The sequence below is a fragment of the Rhodococcus sp. NPDC060176 genome, from assembly GCF_042728675.1.
In the GTDB taxonomy this organism is placed as follows: domain Bacteria; phylum Actinomycetota; class Actinomycetes; order Mycobacteriales; family Mycobacteriaceae; genus Rhodococcus_F.
Genome location: NZ_JBHWYS010000004.1, coordinates 248,995 through 268,925 on the forward strand (window position 1 = coordinate 248,995; position 19,931 = coordinate 268,925).

The window sequence follows — 19,931 nt, forward strand, 5'->3', positions numbered from 1 at the left end:
GAGTGGGTGCCGCAGACGAAGAGAGAGAGCAGTATCCATGCGTTTTGCCAGAAAGAGGCTGACCCAGCGCCTCAAGCACCGAGCGTTGGCCATCGGTGCCGCAGCACTTGTGCTTCCCCTTGCTGCAGGTGTTGCCGGTAGTGCTGTCGCCTCTGCTGCGCCCGCGCACACTGCTCCCAGCCGCACCGTCCAGTCGGGCGGATACGACGAGCTGTGGGTGCCCTCCTCGATGGGCAACATCAAGGTCCAGGTCCAGTGGGCCGCTCGCGGCGGAAACGCTGCTCTTTACCTCCTCGACGGCCTGCGTGCGCGTAACGACGCCAACGCGTGGAGCTTCGAGACCAATGCGATGGACCAGTACCGCAACGACAACATCACCCTCGTGATGCCCGTCGGTGGCGAGTCCAGCTTCTACAGCGACTGGTATGCACCGTCGAACTTCAACGGCCAGCAGATCACGTACAAGTGGGAAACGTTCCTCACGCAGGAACTCCCCAACTTCCTCGCGAACTACGGCGTTTCGCCCACCAACAACGCGGTTCTCGGTCTCTCGATGGGTGGCAGCGCCGCTCTGACGCTGGCTGCTTACCACCGTGACCAGTTCAAGTTCGCCGGCTCGCTGTCGGGCTACCTGAACATCTCGGCTCCCGGCATGCGCGAGGCAATCCGCGTCGCAATGCTCGATGCCGGTCGCTTCAACGTCGACTCCATGTGGGGACCGCCGTGGAGCCCGTCCTGGCTGCGCAACGACCCGTTCGTCTTCGCGCCGCGTCTGCAGGGCCTGTCGATGTACATCTCGTCGGCAAGCGGCCTGCCGGGTGAATACGACCACCCGCGCGCACCGATCGACTACTACAACACGGCTAACGGCATGGGCCTCGAAGCTCTCGCCCTGGTCAACACGCGTGCATTCCAGATCCGCATGAACTCGCTGGGTATCCCGGCCACCTACAGCTTCCCGTCCAACGGAACGCACTCGTGGCCGTACTGGTCGGCAGAGCTGTGGAAGGCTCGCGGCCAGATCCTCGACACCATGAACGCTTGGTGATCGTGCGCGATCCCGTGACCTAGTCACTTCACCAGTGCCGTTCCGGACTCCTCGAAGGAGAACCGGGACGGCACTTGTGTATTCAGGTGCTGCACGAGCGCCGGATGTCAGTAACAATTGCACCACCAGTAACAGCGCGGCTACCCCAAGCGGGGATCGTTTGCGTGTAGAAATAGTTTCAACGGGGGTCTGGCTGCTCAGGCGGCTCCACGATCGACGCGCGGACCGAACGTAAGGAAAGAGAGTGAGCTCATGCGAGTAGGCCTTGCCACGGAGGACCGTCGCCGGTCCCGGGCAACCTTCCGGACAAAGGTCGTCGGCGCAGTGGCAGCGATGCTGGTTCTGCCGATCGCCGCGGGCTTGACCACGGCCGGAACCGCGGCAGCCGCGCCGGCACCTGCTCAGGCCGCACCGGCCGCTACCCAGAACCCCACCGGCGCAGCGGTCACGAAGGTCGACTGGCTCAGTGAGCGTCGCGTCGCGCTGTGGGTGAACTCTCCCGCGATGGGCATCCCGATTCAGGTGCAGATCCTCTTGGCCCGCGATTGGAACGTCAATCCGTCGGCCAGCTTCCCCTCGGTCTGGATGCTCGACGGTCTTCGCGCGACCGACAACGAGAACGCCTGGACTTACGAAACCGACGCAGAGTCCTTCTACGCCGACAAGAACGTCAACGTCATTCTTCCCGTCGGCGGTCAATCCAGCTTCTACTCCGACTGGCTCCAGCCCGACAACGGCAAGAACTACCAGTGGGAGACGTTCCTGACCAAGGAACTGCCCTCCATCCTCGAAAAGGACTGGCGCACCACGCAGACGCGCGGAGTCGTCGGACTGTCGATGGGCGGAACGTCCGCGATGTTCCTCACGGCGCGCAACCCCGGCTTCTTCAAGTTCGCGGCTTCGCTGTCCGGCATCCTCACCACCACCTCGCTCGGCATGCCTCAGGCAATCCAGTTCGCGATGACCGACGCCGGTGGATACAACTCCGCCGCGATGTGGGGACCGCCGTCAAACGCGCAGTGGGCTGCACACGATCCGTACGCGCTTGCCGAGAAGCTCAAGGGCGTCAGCCTGTACGTCTCCAGCGGTAGCGGTACGACCGGCCCGTACGACCAGCCGTCGGGAATTCCCGGTGTGAGCACCAACTACGCAGGCATGGGCCTCGAGATCCTCGCTCGCCTGACCTCGCAGACCTTCGCGACCAAGCTGAACCAGCTGGGAATCCCCGCGCAGGTCAACTACCGCCCGTCCGGTACCCACTCGTGGCCGTACTGGCAGTTCGAGCTTCATCAGCTGTGGCCGCAGTTGGCCAACGCCATCGGCGTCGAGGTCGAGAAGCCGGCGTGCGGCACGTCGGGTGAAATCGGTGCGACGGCTGCAGCCAACGGTTGGATCGGCGACTGCATCACGCCCGAGTACAGCGTCGCGGGTGGCCTGGCACAGGACTTCCGCAACGGTCGCATCTACTTCACCAGTGGAACGGGCGCTCAGCCTGTCGCCGGTCGTATCGCCGGCGCGTACATGAACGCCGGAGCAGCAGCGGGACCGCTCGGCTTCCCGCGTACACCCGAACTCGGTACGCCCGACGGACGCGGACGCTTCAACCACTTCCAGAACGGCTCCATCTACTGGACCCCGCAGACCGGCGCTCACCCCGTCAGCGGCGACATCCTCGCCGAGTGGTCCGCACAGGGATGGGAAGGTGGCCCGCTCGGCTACCCGACCGCCGACGAGATCGCGACTCCCGGCAAGCCCGGCAAGGTCCAGGGATTCGAGATCGGCGCAATGTACAGCAGCGCCAACGGAACTCACGCGGTTCTCGGAATGATCATGGGCAAGTACGGCGAACTCGGCTGGGAGAACGGCTGGCTCGGATTCCCGAAGTCGAACGAGGTTCCGATCAAGGACAACGGACGCTTCACCGAGTTCGAGGGCGGCAACATCTACTGGAGCCCCGGCACCGGTGCTTGGTCCGTCGAGAACGGCCCGCTCTTCGACGGTTGGAAGAGCGTCGGATACGAAGGTGGACGACTCGGATTCCCGATCAGTGACAAGTTCGACATTCCCGGTGGTGTCCAGCAGAACTTCCAGTTCGGCTACATCACGGTGATCGGTGACAAGACAGAAGTTCACTAACTCACAGTGGTGCACGACGGGCGGGCCCGATCACGGATCGGTGCCCGCCCGCGTGCGTTGCGTAACCTGTTGATGGACTTTCGACTGAAGGCAAGGACGGACATTGATGTCGCTTTTCTCGGGTAACCGAAACACTTGTGCACGCGCGATCGCGGTCGGCGCCCTGGCGCTCGCCACGGGTGGCGCACTTGTCGCGTGCGGTAGTGACGACTCCACTGCAACCTCCAATCCGGTCACCACGACGTCCGCTGCGGCTTCGTCCTCGAGCGGTTCGGCGTCTGCGTCCGCCGCGGCGACCACGACGGCATCGGCCGCGCCCACCAGTCCGGGAGCCGCGGCCACCGCGCCGCCGGAACAGCCGCAGAGCATCGAGGGCTTCCCGGGTCCCACAGTCGTCGAGGTCAGCCCCGAGGCACAGAAATTCCTCGACGGACTGAAGGCGAAGGGCATCACCCCGGCCGGTGACGGCAGCATCGCCGTCAACACGGCCAATTACATCTGCGCTGCCGGTCCTCAGACCGACGACGAGGTCCTGACCTTCGTGACCGCCTTCGTCGGCCAGGAAGCGTCGGCGGAAGGCAAGCAGATCACTCCCGATCAGGCAGGTGCGAACGCTCAGATCTACATCGACGTCGCCAACGCCACCTACTGCAAGTAGGAGCGGGAAATGGCGAGGTCTGGAAAGCGTCGTGGGTGCCTGATCCCGCTGCTGATCATTCTTGTGGTCGCAGCGGTCGTGATCGGCGGTTGGTACATTCTGGCCGGGCGGGTGCCTTCGCCGACTCCGATCCCGCCGAGCCCGGAGCCTCCGGTGTCTCAGCCGGCCAGTTGCCCCGATGTCCAGGTGGTAGCCATACCCGGTACGTGGGAGTCGAGCGCTACCGACGACCCGTACAACCCGACGGCCAATCCGGCGTCGTTGATGCTGAACGTGACCCGTCCTCTGCAGGAGAAGTTCGATACTTCACGGGCCGACGTCTACACCGTTCCGTATGTCGCACAGTTTTCGAATCCGGTTGCGATCCCGCCGGACGGACAGCAGTCCTACAACAACAGTCGGGCCGCGGGAACTGCTGCGACTAACGACTTTCTGATCAAGCGGCACGCCGAGTGCCCGCTCACGAGCTACGTCCTGACCGGATTCTCCCAGGGCGCGGTGATCGCGGGTGACGTCGCAGCGAGTATCGGCGACGGCAGCGGCGCGGTGCCTGCCGATCTGGTTCTGGGCGTCGGCTTGATTGCCGACGGTCGGCGCGATCCGGCGTTCGGAAACACCGTTGGCCCAAGCGTTGCCGGTGTCGGCGCCGAGTTGTCGCTGAACGGGCTGAAGCTTCCCGGTCTCACGATGACCGGCCCGAGGCCTGGCGGTTTCGGTGACCTCAACGACCGGACCTATCAGATCTGTGCGCCCAGTGACGGTATCTGCGACGCTCCGGCCGCTGCTCTCAATCCGACGAACTGGTTGAGTTCGGCACCGCGACTGCTCGAGTACTACAACAATCCTGTGCACGCGATGTACAACTCCTTCCAAGTTGATCCGAACGGCACGACGGCCACCCAGTGGATGGCACAGTGGGCTGCGGAGAAGATCGACGCCGCGCCGACCCCGCCTCACAGTTGACCCGCCCCACAGTTGAGTCACCGCCGCACTGTTGATTCGTCACAATCGGGCGTCTCGGGAGTTCGCTCGCGGGTAATCTGCTCGTTTGGTCCCGGTAGAGTGCTGCACGGTCCGGGGGCTTCCTCTACAGTGCTGTCACGTAAGTGACTGGCGAGTAGGTTCGGTTTGTCCGAGTTTTTAGTTCGAGTACGACGTACGTGTCCATCACAGGAGATCGATATATGAGTTCCACCCACGGCAGCGATGCCCGACGCAAATTCCGGTTTGCGGCCGGTGGCGAGGGCAACGCCGAAGAGGGTGGTGCGCGACGTTTCGTCAAGCTTGCGCAGAAGGCCGAGGAACTCGGCTACGACTCGTTCATGATTCCGGATCACCTGGGTAATCAGGTCGGCCCGATCGCCGCTCTCGGAGCGCTCGCGGTGGCCACGGACAAGATTCGTCTCGGCACCGCCGTGTTGGCCAACGGCTTCCGTCATCCCGCTGTGCTGGCGAAGGACGCGGCGACCATCGACGTACTGTCCGGCGGTCGACTCGAACTCGGAATCGGCGCAGGCTGGATGAAGGAAGAGTTCGACAAGGGCGGCATCGCCTACGAGAGCCCGGGCGTTCGTATCGAGAAGCTCGAGGAGTCTCTGCAGATTCTCGACGTTCTGCTGCGCGGGCAGGAATGCACTTTCGAAGGCACGCACTATCAGGTGCGCGGCCTCAAAGGCAGCCCCCGACCGCGGCAGGGCCCGCGGCCACCGATCATCGTGGGCGGCGGCGGCCCGAAGATGCTAGCTCTCGCGGCGAAGTACGCGGACATCATCTCGGTCGCCACACCGACCAACCGTGACGGGCGCCTTCTGCTCTCCGGAATCACGATGGAAAAGACCATCGAACGTGTCGAGCGGATCCGCGAAGCCGCCGGCGAGCGTTTCGATGAGATCGAACTCAACTGGACCATCACCATGATCATGATCACCGACGATCGAGAGCAGGCTGCCGAGATGGCAATCGCCGCTCTGGACCAAGGTTTTCCGCCGAACATCGAAGTGGATCGTAAGCTGAGCGTGGAGGAGTTGCTGAACTCTCCCTACCTGGCTGTGGGCACTTTCGAGGAAATCGCAGACCAGATTCGACTGGTCCGCGAAAAGACGTCGATGTCGTACGTCGGGGTCTTCCCGACGCAGATGGAAGCGTTCGCCCCGATCATCCCGTTACTGGCGGGCGAGTAGGCCGGAGAATACGGACGATGCGAATCTGTAACATATCGATGGTTTGGGATCGATGAAGTGATTCAGGTGAGTTGCGCACAAAGTGCGATTCGATTGATCGAAGATGGACCCGAGAGAGCGAAGGAAGTCTGGGGCGCAGGCATGAAGGACAGTGCTTGTGTGATCGCTTCGGAGGAGATGGAATGAACGCGCTGTTCGATGGCTTTCTCGACGAGAAGGGCCAGATCCGCCTGCAACCAGGCTTCACGCTGGTCGACTACGTCGAGCAACACTCGCGTGTCAACGCGGACGAGCTCGCGTATCGGTACATCGATTACTCACGCGAGCGTGACGGTGAAGCCCTGGAGCTGACCTGGGAGCAGTTCGGTGTGCGTCTGCGGGCTGTTGCAGCCCGTCTGCAGCAGGTCACCAAGCGCGGGGACCGTGTTGCGATTCTTGCGCCGCAGGGGCTCGACTACGTCATTTCGTTCTTCGCGGCCATTCAGGCCGGTTCCATCGCGGTGCCGCTCTTCGATCCGGACGAGCCCGGTCACAGCGACCGTCTCCACGCTGTTCTCGGTGACTGCAAGCCGACCGCGATTCTGACTGCCGCTTCGTCGGCAGCCGGTGTTCGTCAGTTGTTCCGCTCGCTTCCCGCTGCCGAGCGACCGCGCATCATCGCCGTCGACGCGATTCCCGACACCGTCGGTGAAACGTGGGTTCGCCCCGACATCGAGCTCGACGACATCGCGTACCTGCAGTACACCTCCGGTTCGACCCGAGTTCCCGCCGGAGTGGAGATCACCCACCGCGCTGTGGGAACGAACGCGCTCCAGATGGTCGATTCCATCGAGCTCAACGAGGACTCACGCGGCGTCACGTGGCTGCCGCTGTTCCACGACATGGGCCTGCTGACGGTCATCCTGCCTGCTCTGGGCGGCAAGTACATCACCATCATGAGCCCGCGCGCTTTCGTGCAGCGGCCGTACCGGTGGATCAAGGAACTTGCTGCGGTGTCCGACGGCGCCGGCACCTTTGCTGCTGCTCCCAACTTCGCGTTCGAGCATGCCGCCGCGCGCGGTCTGCCGAAGGACGGCGAGACCCTCGACCTGAGCAACGTCATCGGACTGATCAACGGCAGTGAGCCGGTCACGACGTCGTCGATGCGCAAGTTCAACGAGGCTTTTGCTCAGTACGGTCTGCCCAAGACTGCGATCAAGCCGTCGTACGGCATGGCCGAAGCGACGCTCTTCGTCTCCTCGACCAAGCATTCCGACGAGGCCAAGGTCATCTACGTCGACCGCACGGAGCTCAACAAGGGCCGCATGGTCATCGTCGACCAGTACTCCGAGAACGCGATCGCGCAGGTCTCCTGTGGATACGTCTCGCGCAGTCAGTGGGCGGCGATCGTCGATCCCGAGACGCTGACCGAGGTCCCCGACAATCACGTCGGCGAGATCTGGTTGCACGGCGAGAACATCGGTATCGGCTACTGGGGACGCCCCGACGAGACGGCCGAGACCTTCCACAACAAGCTGGACAATCGGTTGAGCGAAGACAGCCACACCGAGGGCACACCGGCGGATGCCAACTGGATGCGTACCGGCGACTTCGGCGTCTACGTCGACGGCGAGCTGTACATCACCGGGCGCGTCAAGGACCTCGTGATCGTCGACGGCCGCAATCACTACCCGCAGGACCTCGAGTCTTCGGCTCAGGAAGCCAGCCCGGCTCTGCGTCCCGGATTCATCGCTGCGTTTGCCGTACCGGCCAACCAGTTGCCTTCTGTCGTGTTCTCCAACACGCATTCGGGTCTGAAGTTCGACGACGACGATTCCTCGGAGCAGCTGGTCATCGTGGCCGAGCGCGCTCCTGGTGCAGGCAAGGCGGATCCGCAGCCGATCGCGGACACCGTGCGTGCGGCGATTTCTTCCCGTCACGGCGTCACGGCCCGAGACATCCTGCTCGTTCCTGCCGGTTCGATTCCGCGTACGTCCAGCGGCAAGATCGCTCGCCGCGCGTGTAAAGCGAGCTATATCGAGGGAACGTTGCGAGGCGGCTATCAGCAGACCGCGTTCCCCGATAGCGTTTGAGGAGCAGTCCCTTCATGATCGGTGGCTTGGTGAGTTGATGGTTGAACAAGATGGTGCGCAGAGCAAAGACGTTGTGAGCGAGATGAGTGTCGCGCAGTTGCGTGAGTGGCTTCGCAACTGGATCGCCAACGCGACCGGTCAGCCGGTGTCGACGATCACGGACGACCGCCCGATGGAAGAGTTCGGGCTCGCTTCACGCGACGCAGTTGCGCTGAGCGGTGACATCGAGGATCTGCTCGGCGTCACGCTGACCGCCACGGTTGCCTACCAACATCCCACCATCGCTTCGCTGGCGACTCGGATCATCGAAGGTGAGCCCGAGGCGCCGGAGGAGACCATCGACGCGTCGTACTACGTCTCAGGCGCCGCGACGGACGCTCACGACATCGCCATCGTCGGACTCTCCACACGATTCCCCGGTGCCGGGCACACGCCTTCGGACATGTGGGAAATGCTGGCGGCCGGACGCGACGGCATCAGCGACCTCCCCGAGGACCGCTGGGCCGAGTTCATGTCCGATCCCGCCATCAAGGCCGCGGTCGAGAACGCGAACACCAAGGGCGGGTACCTCGACGACGTCAAGGGTTTCGACGCCGAGTTCTTCGCGATGTCTCCGCTCGAGGTCGTCAACGTCGATCCGCAGCAACGCCTCGCTCTCGAACTCGCGTGGGAAGCACTCGAGCACGCTCGCATTCCGGCAAGTGGGCTCAAGGGCAAGCAGGTCGGTGTTTTCATCGGCAGTTCCGCCAACGACTACCAGCTGCTCGCGGTCAGTGATCCGACGACGGCGCACCCGTATGCGCTGACCGGAACGTCGACGGCCATCGTCGCGAACCGGGTCTCGTACTTCTTCGACTTCCGTGGACCGTCCATCGCTCTGGACACCGCGTGCTCGTCTTCGCTGGTTGCCGTTCACGAGGCTGTGCGCTCGCTGCGCAGCGGCGATTCCAACATCGCGCTGGCCGGTGGCGTCAACATGCTGCTGGCCCCTCCCGGAACCCTCGGTTTCGATCAGACCGGGATGCTCGCTCCCGACGGCAAACTGCGTGCCTTCTCCGCTCAGGCTCAGGGAATCGTTCGCAGCGAGGGTGGTGGACTCGTTGTGCTCAAGCGCCTCGAAGACGCCGAGCGTGACGGCGATTCCATCCTGGCGGTGATCGCCGGATCCGCGATCAACCAGGACGGCCGTTCCAACGGTCTGCTCGCGCCCAACCCTGACGCCCAGGCCGACGTGTTGCGTTTTGCGTACCGCGACGCCGGCATCGTGCCGACCACCGTCGACTACATCGAGGCCCACGGAACGGGCACCGATCTCGGTGATCCCATCGAGGCCGACGCTCTCAGCCGGGTCGTCGGTCGTGGCCGTGACGACGACAAGCCGGCACTGCTCGGCAGCGCGAAGACCAACTTCGGGCACCTGGAAGCAGCTGCAGGCGCCGCCGGCCTGATCAAGGTCGTTCTGGCGATGCAGGAAAACAAGATTCCCGCGACGATCAACTACCTGGGCCCCAACCCGCACATCGACTTCGAGAAGGCGCACCTGCAGGTGACGCCCGAGGCCACCGACTGGCCGCGTTACACCGGTAAGGCCGTCGCCGGTGTTTCCGGCTTCGGTTTCGGCGGAACCAACGCCCACGTCGTGGTTAAGGAATACGTGCCTGCCGACGCCGTCGTCGAAGAACCGGTTGTGGATGCCCCGGTCGTGGACGAACCGGCAGCAGAGGACGAGATCACGGTTGTGCTGGCCGTGTCCGGCGCGCTGCCTTCGCGTCGTCGCCGCGCAGCTGCCGATCTGGCCGACTGGCTCGAGACCGAAGAGGGAAGCAAGACGCCCCTCGCCGACGTCGCCCGCACACTTTCGCGTCGCAACCACGGACGCTCGCGCGCCGCTGTTGTGGCGAAGACGCGGTCCGAGGCCATCAGCTCGCTGCGCGCTGTCGCCGCGGGCAAGCCGGCCCAGGGCGTCTTCTCGGCCGACTCGCCGTCGCCCAAGGGTGCGGTGTGGGTGTTCTCGGGCTTCGGCTCGCAGCACCGCAAGATGGCCAAGCAGTTGTACACGGAGAACGCGGCCTTCAAGGCAGCCGTCGACGAGGTCGACGCGCTGATCCAGGACGAGGCCGGTTACTCGATGGTCGAGATGTTCCTCGACGATTCGATCGAGTACAACGTCGAGACCGCACAGGTGGGAATCTTCACCATCCAGGTCGGTCTGGCTGCGTTGCTGCGCCACCACGGAGCCGAGGCCGAAGCCGTGGTTCCGCACTCGATGGGTGAGGCCGCTGCCGCGTACGTTTCCGGCGGTCTGAACCTGGAAGACGCTGTCCGCGTGATCTGTTCACGTTCACGGCTGATGGGTGAGGCCGAGGGCGCACTTGTCGGTGACGACATCCGTCTGATGGCACTGCTCGAGTACAGCGCATCCGAGATCGAGGCGCTGCTGCCCACGTACCCCAAGCTCGAGGTCTGCGTTTACGCAGCTCCGACGCACACGGTGATCGGTGGACCGCAGCCGGACATCGAGGCGATCGTCGCTGCCGCCGAGGCCGACGGCAAGATGGCGCGTGTCCTGCAGACCAAGGGCGCCAGCCATACGTCGCAGGTAGATCCGTTGCTCGGCGAACTCGCCGCGGAGTTGGCCGGTATCGAGCCGACCACGTTGAAGCTCGGCGTCTACTCGTCCGTCGACAAGGACACCTTCTACCGTCCCGGTCACGAGCCGATCCATCAAGAGGCGTACTGGGTCAAGGGTCTTCGCCACAGCGTGTACTTCACCAATGCGGTGCGCGGTGCAGTTGCCCACGGCCACACCACTTTTGTCGAGCTTGCACCCAACCCGGTGACGCTGATGTCGGTGGCGGCCACTGCTTTCGATTCGGGCCTGCACGACATGGAGCTCATCCAGACGCTCAAGCGTAAGGAAGACGAGTCCGCAGGTGTGCTTGCTGCTCTCGCGCAGCTGTACGTGCACGGCCATGCCGTGAATCTCGAATCTCTGCTTCCCGCAGGCGATTTCGCATCAGTTCCGCGTACCGCGTTCGTGCGCAAGCCGTACTGGCTCGACATTCGCGTCAGTGCCGGTGGTTCGGCTCGCGTTCCCGGTTCGCACGTCGCTCTGCCCGACGGCCGCCACGTGTGGGAGGTCGACGCGTCCGCCGTCACCGACCTGGCGGTGCTGGTGAGCGCTGCTGCCGGACAGGTGCTCTCGGATGTCTCTCTGACCGCCACTGTTCCGCACGGTGAGCTGGCCGGTGCCGCGACCCTGACGACGACACTCAACCCGCACCCGGGTGGAGCGTCGGTGCAGGTGCACGCTCGTGAGGGCGCTACGTTCCGTCTGCTGTTCGACGCCGTCGTCACGTCCGGTGAGCCGCTGCCCGAGCTGGTCGTCAGCGCGCCGGTCAAGACCAGCGCAACGATGGAAACCCTGGCCGAGGTCGTCGAAGACGCCGGAGACAAGTGGGATCCGAACGGTTCGCAGAGCCTCGACGACCGCCTCAAGATCGTTGTCGCCGAGTCGATGGGGTACTCGCCGGAGGATCTTCCGGCCGAGGTTCCGCTCATCGAACTGGGTCTCGACTCGCTCATGGCGATGCGTATCAAGAACCGCGTCGAGTACGAGTTCGACATTCCTCAGCTCCAGCTCCAAGCAGTCAAGGACGCGAGCCTCAACGAGGTCAACAAGTACCTGCGTTACGCGATCGACAATCGCGAAGAGGTTCAGGCGATGGCCGACAAGCAGGCCGCGGAGAAGTTGGCGGCCGATGCTGCTGACGACGAGGACGCTGCTCCCGCCGAGGTGGCGACGGAATTACCTGCCACTGCTCCCGTTGCGGCGGCTGTACCGGCTGCCGCGCCCGCCGATCCTTCGCGTGCCGGAACTGCCGACGATGCCGGCTCCGACGTTCCGCCGCGAGATGCGGCCGAGCGCTTGACGTTTGCGACGTGGGCCGTCGTCACCGGGAAGTCGGCCAAGGGCATCTTCAACGATCTGCCGATCGTCGGTGACGAGGTCGCCGAGAAGCTTGCTGCTCGGCTTTCCGAGCGTGCGGGCGGCGAGATCACTCTCGACGACGTTCTCGACTCCACCACCATCGAAGAGCTTGCGGACGTCGTTCGCCAGTACCTCGAGGACGACGGAAAGATCGACGGACTCGTTCGTACTCTGCGTGCCCGTCCTGAAGGTTCCACGGCCGTACCGGTATTCGTCTTCCATGCTGCCGGTGGTTCGACGGTGACGTACGAGCCTTTGCTCAAGCGCCTGCCTGCCGGCACGCCGATGTACGGGTTCGAGCGGGTCGAGGGCTCGATCGAAACCCGCGCTGCTGCCTACGTTCCGCTGCTTCGCGAGATCCAGGGTGACGGGCCGTACGTGCTGTGCGGCTGGTCGTTCGGCGGCGTGATGTCGTATGCGGTCGCGAAGTTGTTGCGTGAGCAGGGCGCCGACGTGCGTGTGGTCGGACTTCTCGACACCGTGATGGCCGGCGAGGTCGTGCCGGACACCGAGGAGGAACGTCGCAAGCGTTGGGAGCGCTACGGCAAGTTCGCCAAGCGCACCTACAACCTGGATGTTCCGCTGCCGCTTGACGTTCTGGCCTCCACCGAAGCCGACGAGGATCAGATCCAGATCTTGATGGACATGATCAAGATGAGCGGCGCCAAGATTCCCGGCGGCATCATCGAGCATCAGCGGACGTCCTGGTTGGACAACCGCGCCATCCAGACTGCCGCGTTCAGCAGCTACGACGGAGACGTCGTGCTCTACATGGCCGACAAGTACCACGACGAGCTGATGACGCTGGAGCCTGCATTCAAGACCCGCAAGGCAGACGGTGGTTGGGGTGACTACGTGAAGAACCTCGAGGTCGTCTACATCGGTGGGGATCACCTGCAGATCGTCGACGAGCCGTACATCGCGAAGGTCGCGGCAGACCTCACCACAAAGCTGGCCCAGATCGAGACAGCCCAGACCAAAGCATCGGAAACCGGAGTTCAGAAGTGACGACAACCACCGCGGAGAAGCTCGCTGAACTCCGCGAAAAGTTGGAGAAGGCAAAGGAACCCGGCTCGGCTCGGGCCATTGCCAAGCGCGATGCAGCAGGGCACAGTACGCCGCGCCAGCGCATCGACATGTTGCTCGATCCCGGTAGCTTCGTCGAGGTCGGCGCCCTGGTGAAGATGGCGGGCGAGGACAATCCGTACAGCGACGGCGTCATGACCGGTCACGGAACCGTCGAGGGGCGGCCGGTTGCCGTGTTCGCGCACGATCAGACTGTGTTCGGCGGTGCCGCCGGAGAGATGTTCGGCCGTAAGGTCGCAGCTGTCAACGATTTTGCGCTGAAGGTTGGTTGCCCGGTCGTCGGTATCAACGATTCCGGTGGAGCTCGAATCCAGGATGCCGTTTCCTCATTGGCCTGGTACGCCAACATGGGTTCACGTCAGGAGCCTTTGTCCGGCGTCTGCCCGCAGATCTCGGTCATCCTCGGTAAGTGCGCCGGCGGTGCCGTGTACGCACCGATCAACACCGACGTCGTGGTCGCGACCGAAGAGTCGTACATGTTCGTCACCGGACCCGACGTCATCAAGTCGGTCACCGGCGAAGAGGTCAGCCTCGAGGATCTGGGCGGAGCACGCAAGCAGGCGGAGTACGGAAACATCCATCACGTCGCTCCCGACGAGAAGGCTGCATTCGACTGGGTCCGCGAGTACCTGAGCTTCATGCCGTCCTCGTGCACGGAGAAGGCGCCGCTGATCAACCCGGGCCTCGAACCCGAGATCACCGAGTCGGATCTCGAACTCAACGCCTTCATGCCGGATGCCGACAACGCCGGCTACGACATGCACGACATCATTCTGCGGATCTTCGACGACGGAACCTTCCACGAAATCGGAGCCCAGGTCGCGCACAACGTGATCACCGGGTTCTCCCGCGTCGACGGCCTGCCCGTCGGTGTCGTGGCCAACCAGCCCACGTACCTCAGTGGTGCCCTCGATGCAGACAGCTCCGACAAGGCTGCCCATTTTGTGCGCCTGTGCGACGCTTTCAGCATCCCGCTCGTTTTTGTCGTCGACACACCGGGCTTCCTTCCCGGCGTCGATCAGGAAAAGGTCGGCGTCATCAAGCGTGGCGGGCGTTTCCTGTTCGCGTACATCGAAGCCACTGTGCCGAAGGTGACGGTGGTGGTTCGCAAGGCGTACGGCGGCGGTTATGCCGTCATGGGTTGCAAGCAGCTCGGTGCCGACATCAACCTCGCGTGGCCGACGGCACGTATCGCCGTGATGGGTGCCGAGGGTGCCGTCAACATCATGGGACGTCGTCAGCTCGCCGAGGCGGGCGAGAACGCACCCGCGGTGCGTGCTCAGCTGATCAACTTCTACAACGAGTTCGTCGCGACGCCGTACATCGCGGCTGAGCGCGGATACATCGACGCGGTGATCGAGCCTTCGCAGACGCGTCTCGAAATCCGCAAGGCTCTGAAGTTGCTCAAGGACAAGACGATCTTCAAGAACCCGCGCAAGCACAACTTGATGCCGCTCTAATTCTTCTTGTCACCGAGGGCGTCGAACTGGCGGCGTAGCGCTTCTATCGCCGCCAGGACGGCCGGCCTTTCGCTGTCTGTCCGCCAGGCCAGGTAGATGTCTCGGCCGAGCGGCGGAACAGTGTCGAGCATTCGAACACCTTCCGGTGGTACAACTCTCGCCAGTCGCGGGATCAAAGCGACAGCGAGGCCCTGAGCGACGAATTCGACCTGGGTGGGAAACTCGGCGACCTCGTACTCGATTCGAGGGTCGAACCCCTGCGCGCGCAGAGTCCTGACGGTGAACGTGTGAAAGTCCGTTCCCCGCGTCCACGTCGCCCAGGCGTGCTCGGACAGCTCGCTGAGCGCGACAACCTTGTTCTCCGCCAGCGGATGCGACGCGGGGAGAGCGAGCAGAGCCACGTCGTCGTACACGGGAGTGAAGGAGAGTCCGTCGGGAAGTTCGACGGGCAGAGTGCTCCAACTGTCGACCACCACGACGTCGAGGTCGCGGCGAATCAGTGCGGGGAGCAGTTCTTCGGATTCGCCTTCGTTGAAGGTGATTTCGAGCTGGGGGTGCGCATGCCTGATCTCGGCGATGGCTCGCGGCAGCACCGTCCTGCTGGGGGAGACCAGGGCGCCGATACGCACGCGGCCCGTCACCTCGCTCTGCAGCGACGCGATTTCCGCCTCGGCCTGGGCGAGCGTCGAGAGAACCTCTGCGGTTCGGCGCGCGAGGATCCGGCCGGCTTCGGTGAGCCGCACACCGCGGCCCTGTGGTTCGAGGAGCGGAACACCGACTTCGCGCTCGAGTTTGTTCAACTGCTGCGAAATTCCGGATGGTGTGACATGCAAGGTGCGGGCGGCTGCCGCCACTGATCCGTTCTCGGCGACAGCGTGCAGGGCGCGAAGTCTTTCGAGATTCAACACGGTAGTAATACTACCGAATATACGGTCTGAACATTTGCTTGTGCTGAATAGTTAGCGGCAGGAACATTGCCGAGTGACCACTCTGACCTCCGCGACTGCGCAGACACCGACACCCACCCGAACTCCTCGGGGGCGCATCGACCCTCGATTGCTGGTGGTCGGAGGCGCGGCCGCGATCTCGATCAGTTCGCTCCTCATCAAGCTGGCCGATGTCGGGCCCTCGACCGCCGTTTTCTTCCGTTGTTTCCTGGCCCTGCCGCCACTGGCGTGGTTGGCGTGGCGGGAATACCGCCGGGTGGGCAAGCCGAGCCGGCGGGCAGTCGTTCTGCAGGTGCTTGGCGGTCTGCTGCTCGGGCTGGATTTTGCGTTGTGGTCGCAGTCGATTCTGATGATCGGCGCGGGGATGGCGAGCGTCGTCGTGAACGTGCAGGTGATCGTGGTGCCCACACTGTCCTGGTTGGTGTTCGGTAATCGGGTTCCGATGCGCTTCGTTTTTGCCCTACCGTTCATGTTCACGGGAATTGCCCTGGCGGGCGGCGTGTTCGGGGGTGGGGAAACCGGCGACGACTTGCTGTGGGGAACGGCGCTCTCGCTCGTCTCCGGAATCGCCTACGGCGGCTACATCTTCGTGGTCGGCCGTACGGGCGAGGCGGATCGGGCAGCGAGCCAGGTGTTGATCTCGACGACGTCCGCGGGCATCGCCGGCTCCGTCATCGGATCACTGTGGGGCCGGATCGATTTCGTCCCGGGTTGGGAAGCGTTCGGCTGGCTCGCGGCACTGGCGCTGGTCGGCCAGGTGTTCGGCTGGATGCTGATGGGGCACTCGCTCCCTCGGCTTCCCGCCGAGGTGGGCGCGACGCTTTTGCTCATGCAACCTGTACTCGCCGTACTACTGGCGGTTGTGCTGCTCGGCGAAAGGCCCGGTGTCGGGCAGCTGCTCGGGTGCGTCATCGTTGTCGGAGCGGTCTCGGCCGTCTCCGTACGTCGCACCCGAGCAGTCCCCCGAGTAGGTAGTGCCGGCTAGTGCACCCGCATCTCGCCGGGCATCCACATGCCCGAGCGGGTTGCGGTCCCCGTCTCCACCTCTGCCGGAACAGCATTCGGGAAGTACCGGTCGTAGCGCTCGAGTGATCCCCAGTCCCGCGCCCAGTCGTCCTTCAGGTACGTCGGAACCGTCGTCGCACCGGCAATGACCTCGGTGAACCCGAGCGGGCCGCCGTTGTCCGCGGACTGCCAGGTGTCGGTGGAACTGACGGCCAGGGGGCGATCCGGGAGGATACGGAAGTTCGGCATCTCGGCCACGCCGTTCTGATGTGTGAACGGACGTTGACACGGGAACTGAAGGCCGACAGCCCAGTCCAGGAGAACCGGCTGCTCGTTGCCGATGTACGAGTTCAGGGACTCGAGCTTGGGCACGCGCGGTGGGGTGAATGCCATCCACTGATCGCCCGTGAGGTTGGGATCGAACGCAACCACCCGTACGGCGTCGGCGTCCGGCGCGAGTTCGTCGATCGGGATACGGACGTTGCGCCACGACGGTGCGGGTCCGATGTCTCGCGGCATGTACGAACCCTGAACCTGCACGGTTCCGTCGGGCTGAGTCTTGCCGTACTCGACCAGCAGTGACTGGCCGTACGTGATGGCTCCGGTGTTGTCGACGGACCACACGCGCCCGGCGACGGACATGACCACCAACGGTGATTCCTCACTGCGAGTGGGTAATCCGTACCAACTCGAGATGAGGGAAGCGGGTTCCTGCACGCCGGGCTGGTAGCTGCCCATGACCGGCGTCTTCGAAGGATCGAGACCGAAGGGGAGCTTGGCCGTGCTGCCGTTGACGCCGACGTTGCCGGTGCCGCCGCTGGTTCCGGCGCCGGAGCCGGTGGCGAAGCTGGGGCCGACACTCTGGTTGTCGGTATTGCCCATGCCCTGCTTGACCTCGATGTAATCCGCAGTCAGATCGCTGGGAACTCCATTGGGGGAGAAGCCCTTCGAATCAACTCCGGACAGCGGATCCTCGGCGTTGAATCCGGGAGCGGTCAGTGGCCGCAGATTCCCGGAATTGACGTCGGTCTCGACCAGTACGTCCTCGGCCATGCCGCAGGTCTTGCCCGCGAGTGCCTCGATGTTGCTTCGGCCCAGCGAGTACGCCGGGTACTGCGACACTGCACCCTTGAGTAGCGAGAGCACCTCGAACAGGACCATCAGACCGGCAATCACGGTGAGGGGAGCGGCCGCGAACTTGCGAATTCGTCTGCCCTTGGCCGTGTTCGGCTTCTCGGGCGGGGCCGCGAATCCCTCACGCAGGTACTGCCACGCGGCAAAAGCCAAGGCGAGGGCAAAGAGCGCGAGGAAGAGTGTGTTGGATTCACGGCCGTCGTAGGAGATGGTCTTGTCGAACCACGGCACGCCGTAACTCGAGACGTACCAGTAGCCGTTGATGCCGGCGAACGTCAACGCCAGCATCAGGAGCAGTCCGGCCACGAACACCGATCGGTTACGACGCGAGCGCAGGGCCGACGCGGACACGGCGACGGCCGTCAGCGCGGCGAGAGAACCGGCGATGCCCGCGTACGCACCGAAGTGGTGAGTCCACTTGGTGGGGTTGAACATCATCAGGAACATCGTGCCGAAGACGACGCCGACAAGGCGCCACGACGGACCTGTCGCGGCGCCGGGGACGCGGCCGCGGCGCAGCAACACGAAGAGCGTCGTGAAGAGGCACAGGATCATCGTCAAGAACGCGAAGCGTCGGGCAACCGAGCCGTCGACCGTCTGGACGAAGAGGTAGTAGTAGCGCAGGAAGTCCTGATACCACTCGAGATTGGGGCCGATGATCGTTCGGACGCGGGTGGCTTCCATGACGCCGGCGAAGGTCTGATCGGCGAAGATGACCACCAGCACGATGGTTCCGGCGGCGGCGATCGGAGCGAGAAGCGGCAGTGTGCCGACCAGCCGGTGACGCTTGACGACGATGCGCACCAATGGGCGCACACCGGCGAGAAGGGCTGCGATACACATCAATCCGGTGGGCGCCGCGGCAAGAGTGAAGGCGCCGATCAAGATCGCGGTCGCCGCAGGGAAAAGGCGTCCGGTGGCGATGGCGCGCTCGATGGAGCACCAGGTGAGCAGTGCGCCGAGAGCCACGATGGGCTCGGGGCGAAGACCGTTGTTGTACGCCAACCAGAAGGACAGGAACACCAGCCCGCCGGTCCAGAGGGCGACGTTGCTCCGCCGAACCGCCCGGCCGAGACGCGGGACGACCTCGCGGCTGATGACCATCCAGCACAGGATTCCCGCGAGCAGAGCGGGCAGACGCATGAACGGGCTCGCGGTCGAGATCTTCGCCATCACGGCCAGCACTTCGTAGTACCAACCGAACGGGGCCTCGGGAACACCGAACCAACGGAAGTAGTTGGCCATGTATCCCGCGTCCGGCGAGACTCGGGCCATGGTGAGGAGGTAACCGTCGTCGGCGGTGTTCGCGCCGATGAAGTGCCAGACGACCAGCGTTCCGACCACAACCCCGTCGATGCCGGAGAACTTCCACCAGCGTGCGGGCAGGAAGCGGCGGTGCTTGCGTCCGTCGGTGCCGTCGAGGCGGGCCAGGGCGACCAGAGCGACGATGGTCGAGAGGACGGCCACGATCATCGCGACCAGCTTCAAGGCACTGGGGCTCGACGAGAAACGTGAGTCGATTGTCATCGAGAAGCCGAGGCCCTCGGGGGCAGCGCCGTCGGGCAGGTCGCTGAAGACACCGACCACCTGCGGGCGGAAGTCACCGTCGAGCTGACCACGAACCGGGTTGCCGTCGGGATAGTTCAGTCCGACGAACTCTGCGGTGGTCCGGTTGACGTCCGAGCTGAACGCGATGGCGCCGCAGCGACTCGACTCGACGTCCTCGCGCGCCGCCGAAGCGACGACGACGTTGCGATCGAGCACGTCGACGCTGGTCGCGGACACCCGGACGAACATCGACGAGAGTGCCGCGCCGTCGCCCTGTGCAGGTGCCGTCGACAGCAAGATGCCGCCGCCCTCGGGCAGTGCGCTGACCGCGGTGCAGGGGATCGACGCGTTGACGTCGATGGGAACCTGCGCCATCAGAGGTGCCTCGACGTCGCCGATCACGCCGTTCTGCGGCCAGTTGACCGACGCCGTCGTCTGTACGACGGGAAGCAGCGGAGTTGCCAGTGCGAGCACGAAGCCGAGCAAGCCGGCGATGATCGCAACCCATCGAGTGCGATGGAAACGCTCGCGGGCATCCTGACCAGCAGGAGGCGGCGAACTCGAAGTCTGAGGTGAAGCTGTCACTGCGTCGGGCACGGCTACCGATGGTATGTCAGGGCTGAGCGTGGACCTACCGTGCCCAGGTGGTTGGTAGGTCCACGCGTA

The 19,931-nt window shown here is 64.1% G+C and carries 11 protein-coding genes; 9 read left to right on the forward strand and 2 right to left on the reverse strand.

What is annotated here, in order from left to right; translation table 11 throughout:
* Positions 1–37: 37 nt before the first annotated feature.
* The 8 genes from ACFWEM_RS20760 (at position 38) to ACFWEM_RS20795 (ending at position 14,631) form a co-directional block, all read left to right on the forward strand.
* Positions 38–1,048, forward strand: a complete 1,011-nt coding sequence (locus ACFWEM_RS20760) for an alpha/beta hydrolase family protein (RefSeq protein WP_230817654.1) — start codon at positions 38–40, stop codon at positions 1,046–1,048.
* Positions 1,049–1,300: 252 nt separating this feature from the next.
* On the forward strand, positions 1,301–3,184 hold the full coding sequence (locus tag ACFWEM_RS20765; protein WP_378536532.1) for an alpha/beta hydrolase-fold protein: 1,884 nt from the start codon (positions 1,301–1,303) through the stop codon (positions 3,182–3,184).
* A 106-nt stretch (positions 3,185–3,290) separates the two neighbouring features.
* On the forward strand, positions 3,291–3,842 hold the full coding sequence (locus ACFWEM_RS20770) for a DUF732 domain-containing protein (RefSeq protein ID WP_378536534.1): 552 nt from the start codon (positions 3,291–3,293) through the stop codon (positions 3,840–3,842).
* Positions 3,843–3,851: 9 nt separating this feature from the next.
* Positions 3,852–4,805, forward strand: a complete 954-nt coding sequence (locus ACFWEM_RS20775) for a cutinase family protein (protein ID WP_378536536.1) — start codon at positions 3,852–3,854, stop codon at positions 4,803–4,805.
* A gap of 221 nt (positions 4,806–5,026) precedes the next feature.
* Positions 5,027–6,022 (forward strand): LLM class F420-dependent oxidoreductase, encoded by a 996-nt coding sequence (locus ACFWEM_RS20780; protein ID WP_378536538.1) that lies wholly within the window; start codon positions 5,027–5,029, stop codon positions 6,020–6,022.
* A gap of 182 nt (positions 6,023–6,204) precedes the next feature.
* Positions 6,205–8,094, forward strand: a complete 1,890-nt coding sequence (fadD32, locus tag ACFWEM_RS20785) for a long-chain-fatty-acid--AMP ligase FadD32 (RefSeq protein ID WP_378536540.1) — start codon at positions 6,205–6,207, stop codon at positions 8,092–8,094.
* Positions 8,095–8,131: 37 nt separating this feature from the next.
* Entirely contained in the window at positions 8,132–13,093 is a 4,962-nt protein-coding gene (gene pks13 / locus ACFWEM_RS20790) for a polyketide synthase Pks13 (protein WP_378536542.1), read from the forward strand.
* Positions 13,090–14,631, forward strand: coding sequence for an acyl-CoA carboxylase subunit beta (locus ACFWEM_RS20795; RefSeq protein ID WP_378445549.1), 1,542 nt, complete (start codon positions 13,090–13,092; stop codon positions 14,629–14,631). Before pks13 ends, ACFWEM_RS20795 begins: the two co-directional genes overlap by 4 nt.
* On the opposite strand, the gene ACFWEM_RS20800 is transcribed toward ACFWEM_RS20795, so the two are convergent.
* Positions 14,628–15,539: a LysR family transcriptional regulator gene (locus tag ACFWEM_RS20800; RefSeq protein ID WP_007731813.1), complete on the reverse strand. Its 912-nt coding sequence runs from the start codon at positions 15,537–15,539 to the stop codon at positions 14,628–14,630. The genes ACFWEM_RS20795 and ACFWEM_RS20800 overlap by 4 nt on opposite strands.
* 73 nt (positions 15,540–15,612) lie before the next feature.
* Between ACFWEM_RS20800 and ACFWEM_RS20805 the strand changes: the two genes are divergently transcribed.
* Positions 15,613–16,563 carry a DMT family transporter gene (locus ACFWEM_RS20805; RefSeq protein ID WP_378536545.1) on the forward strand — a complete coding sequence of 317 codons (951 nt, stop codon included), beginning with the start codon at positions 15,613–15,615 and terminating at the stop codon, positions 16,561–16,563.
* Here the strand turns inward: ACFWEM_RS20805 and ACFWEM_RS20810 are convergent.
* Entirely contained in the window at positions 16,560–19,862 is a 3,303-nt protein-coding gene (locus tag ACFWEM_RS20810) for an arabinosyltransferase domain-containing protein (RefSeq protein ID WP_378536547.1), read from the reverse strand. The two genes, ACFWEM_RS20805 and ACFWEM_RS20810, sit on opposite strands and share 4 nt — an antisense overlap.
* Between the last annotated feature and the right edge of the window lie 69 nt (positions 19,863–19,931).

What these genes read in the sequence shown, in the direction of transcription:
- ACFWEM_RS20760 (WP_230817654.1), top strand. Translation starts at nt 38, where the DNA reads ATGCGTTTTGCCAGAAAGAGGCTGACCCAGCGCCTCAAGCACCGAGCG.
- ACFWEM_RS20765 (WP_378536532.1), top strand. Translation starts at nt 1,301, where the DNA reads ATGCGAGTAGGCCTTGCCACGGAGGACCGTCGCCGGTCCCGGGCAACC.
- ACFWEM_RS20770 (WP_378536534.1), top strand. Translation starts at nt 3,291, where the DNA reads ATGTCGCTTTTCTCGGGTAACCGAAACACTTGTGCACGCGCGATCGCG.
- ACFWEM_RS20775 (WP_378536536.1), top strand. Translation starts at nt 3,852, where the DNA reads ATGGCGAGGTCTGGAAAGCGTCGTGGGTGCCTGATCCCGCTGCTGATC.
- ACFWEM_RS20780 (WP_378536538.1), top strand. Translation starts at nt 5,027, where the DNA reads ATGAGTTCCACCCACGGCAGCGATGCCCGACGCAAATTCCGGTTTGCG.
- fadD32 (WP_378536540.1), top strand. Translation starts at nt 6,205, where the DNA reads ATGAACGCGCTGTTCGATGGCTTTCTCGACGAGAAGGGCCAGATCCGC.
- pks13 (WP_378536542.1), top strand. Translation starts at nt 8,132, where the DNA reads ATGGTTGAACAAGATGGTGCGCAGAGCAAAGACGTTGTGAGCGAGATG.